We start from the raw sequence: 3,404 nt of genomic DNA, 5'->3' as shown, positions 1-3,404 counted from the left end.
CAGGTAACTAGTCTGGACCCAGGCGGTGTCATCCGCACCGGCCGACAGGCCGCCCCCGATGTCGCGAAGGGACGCCGATACGATCTGGATGTCGAGCAAGGCAATGAACATGCCCAGACACATCGACGCAAAGGCGAAGACCTTCTGGTTGTGAGTGAGGTTTTGCACGGTCGCGTCACTCGGCCTTGGTGTCGATGGTGGCCGTGACCGACAGACCCGGTCGCAATACGCCAAGGTCACCGTCAGCCCCGTCGAGCAAGATGCGCACCGGCACGCGCTGAACGACCTTGGTGAAGTTGCCCGTCGCGTTTTCGGGCGGCAGGATGCTGAACTGGGCACCCGTCGCAGGGGCCAGGCTTGCCACGTGCCCCTTGAACGAGCGACCCGGCAGCACATCGGCGCGGACGTCGACTTCCTGGCCGATCTTCAAGCGTGCGAGCTGGTCTTCCTTAAAGTTGGCGTCGACCCAAAGGCCGTGCGCCGGAACGACCACCAGCATCTGACTGCCAGCGGAGGCAAACGTGCCCACCCTCGCCCGCCGGTTGCCGATGGTGCCGTCGACCGGGGCGCGAAGCTCGGTATAGGAGAGATTGAGCCTTGCTGTGTCTGCTTCGGCCTTCGCCTGGGCCAGCGCTGCCTCGACCTGCTTTTTCTGGGTGTCGATGACATCAAGCTGGCGTTCGGCACCTTCGACGGAGGCCGATGCACGGTCGGTTGCGGCGCGCGCTGTCTTGGCGTCGGCTTGCGCACGCTGCGCGCTTTCGATGGAAACGGCCGAACGGCCTGCGAGGGCCGCGTAGCGCTGGTCGTCGAGCTGGGAGCGGGTTGCCTCAGCCTGCGCTGCGGCTTTTCCGGCGACTGCCTGGGCAATGATGCTCTTCTGCAGGGTCGCCACGGCGTCGAGGTTGCCGAGCGCCGCTTGCTGCGCCTCGACGGCCGCCTCAGCCTTGGCCAGCGCCGCCTTGTAGTCACGGTCGTCAATCTTGACCAGCAGGTCCCCTTTCCTGACCGCCTGGTTGTCGGTCACGTTGATCGTGTCGATGTAGCCGGAGACCTTTGAACCGATGACCGTGACGTCRCCGCCGACGTATGCGTCGTCGGTGTCCTCAATAAAGCGTCCGCACGTCCACCAGTGGACGCCGTAGCCCACGAGGGCGACCGCGCCAATGCCGAGGGCGATGAACTTGAGGGCCTTATTCCGCGAGCGGGGGTCGGCAGCGGTGGACGGGATGACTGAGTCGATGGTGGCGGACACGGGAGTACCTGCTCGGCAGTTGATAGGATTACGGTCATACTTCTATGGGCCAAGTAACCGATATCAAGGGGCACCGCCAAAAAATAATTGAACTTTTTTCCGGCCCCGAAACCAGGACGTACAAGCTCAGCTTTGGACTAGCAGCCTTTAGGTGCTCCCGGATGACGCCCAGCAAGGCCTGCGGCTGCTCGATGCAATCCAGTGCCCGGTCTTGTCGAGCTTAACGACGCTGGTGCTGGGCACGGCGGCCAGGAAGAACATGGCCAAGAAGTCGTGGCCGATGCGACCCGCGCCGAGGACCGGCATGGTTAGGGGCGCATAACTGGGCCACATCGTTGCCACGACCAGCCCAACGTCACTGCCGACGATATAGGCCGCATCCATATCGAGGGCGGTCCTCACTCCAGTAACGTCTTGGCAATTGTTTTTGGGCCGTAACCCTCATCCGGCCGGGACGAGGCGCCGTGCCACGCAGGTCAACGCCGGCAACCCGAAAGCCCCGCAAGGTCCGCAAGACCTTGCGGGTCACCCATCAGATCATGGGCCGGACGGGCATCAGGACCAGTAGTGAACCCGGACCACCCACGACTGTCTGGAGGCGGATGTCGTCCGTGTCGACGACTTGCAGGGAGAAGCCCGAAGAGCGTCGCGACAACGGCTTCGTCGGAAAGGCGGGAAGCAGGCATGCACTGACTCCTGGCCCACGCAGCGGCACGGGACGGGCGGATGCACGTCGAGGCGCGAGTAGCGCTTTGACGCTAAACCGCTGCCTGTCCGTGTCAGACCCAAGACAGCGGCGACAGAGCGTCGCGCTCATCAGGAGGACAAGCGCGTGGGTGCGACCGTGCGCACCGAGCGCGGCAGAAATCCACTTGAGGTGGGTCTTAGCGATCTCTTCCTTGACGCCAATCGCCATGGCGATATGCCGGCTAGGATGGCCGTAGGCCGCGGCTTCGAGCACCTCGGCTCCGCGCTCCTTCCGGATCCCGTCTTCGGAGACAGGGTCAGATTGCCAACCCAACGCCGCCAGGCGCTCCAGTGATGCCGCGCCCAGGTCGAACGGTGCGCATGAGGTCCCGACGTACAGCGCTTTTGGGCAGGTATGCGCTGCCCCGGCACAAAATGCCAGTGCTCTGCATGTCGTCCGGATGGGTCGCGAGTAGGAGCGCGCGGGCATCCGGACACACTGCGCGCTAGGCAAGTGCCGTCTGGATACTGTCGATGCCGGCCGCGCGCACGCCCCTAACAACAGCGTCGGACTTGTGACGGCGGCTGACTTCGATATCCGCCGGCCATCCACCGTACCGGCGATGAGGCTAGTTCGGCGTCGGCCGAGACGATGGCTTCGATGTCCTAGGACACCTTCGGATCATCGTCTGCTGCGAACACACGAATGGGCGTAGCGTTCATGCACTTATAGTTTCAGACAATCTGGCATTGATAACCGTGCCATGACCACCACCAACGCTTGCTCCTGTCACTTGAGACGCCGCGGTACGAGAGTCCGACAGGACGCCGGACAAGGCGGTCTTGCAATGGCAGCGAGAAGAAGCGGCGGTGACACAATTCGCAGGGCCACTTCGAGGGCCAATTCATCGCATCGCCCTGTGACCTCAATGCGGTCTATTTTGCAGCTACGCCATCGAGACTTCCTTCAACGGTCCATTTTTTTCAAGCGAGTGGGCGTTTTCAGGACCTAGAAATTGAAGTTATCATCAGGGGGCGCTATGACACGCGCCTTGAAGAACGAGAGGGGCCGCTCGGATGCAATAAGGGGGTTGCGCCACGCCTTCGGCTCAATCACCCTTGAGTGGCGAGCTAGAAGGGGCACCGGGATGACTCAGCGATTGTGACCAGTCGGTTTGTGCTGGAAACATCCAGGCACCAATGGTCTGGCATGGCAGTCGCGCGTCTTATCAGAGACAGCACTATTCGCATGCATCCACCGAGAACATATCGCCTTACCCAAGGGATCTTGTGTCCCGGTACGAGCGCGGGACACGTAATTGCATCGGTTCTGACTCCCTCGCGCGTGAAAGTGATGCGAGTCAATGCTTCGCCCGGGCAGTGCCTGCACGTCGAGGTCCCAGCGGGAAAAGCGTTTGCCCTGGCCATGACCATGCGGTCCCCGATTACCGATGCGGGCGAA

At 62.4% G+C, this 3,404-nt stretch carries 3 protein-coding genes; all 3 read right to left on the bottom strand.

What is annotated here, in order from left to right; translation table 11 throughout:
* Nucleotides 1-175: 175 nt before the first annotated feature.
* Nucleotides 176-1,255, bottom strand: a complete 1,080-nt coding sequence (locus tag AC1DSN_RS20220; RefSeq protein WP_477332475.1) for an HlyD family secretion protein — start codon at nucleotides 1,253-1,255, stop codon at nucleotides 176-178.
* 147 nt (nucleotides 1,256-1,402) lie between these two features.
* On the bottom strand, nucleotides 1,403-1,657 hold the full coding sequence (locus AC1DSN_RS20215) for a hypothetical protein (protein ID WP_477296091.1): 255 nt from the start codon (nucleotides 1,655-1,657) through the stop codon (nucleotides 1,403-1,405).
* Between the two features lie 130 nt (nucleotides 1,658-1,787).
* Nucleotides 1,788-2,216 carry a hypothetical protein gene (locus AC1DSN_RS20210; protein ID WP_477296092.1) on the bottom strand — a complete coding sequence of 143 codons (429 nt, stop codon included), beginning with the start codon at nucleotides 2,214-2,216 and terminating at the stop codon, nucleotides 1,788-1,790.
* Nucleotides 2,217-3,404: the final 1,188 nt, after the last annotated feature.

The sequence above is a fragment of the Luteibacter sp. P4_D7_3 genome (assembly GCF_056401735.1).
Note: the sequence above shows the minus strand (reverse complement) of the source record. Positions and strands in the feature narration are given on the sequence as shown.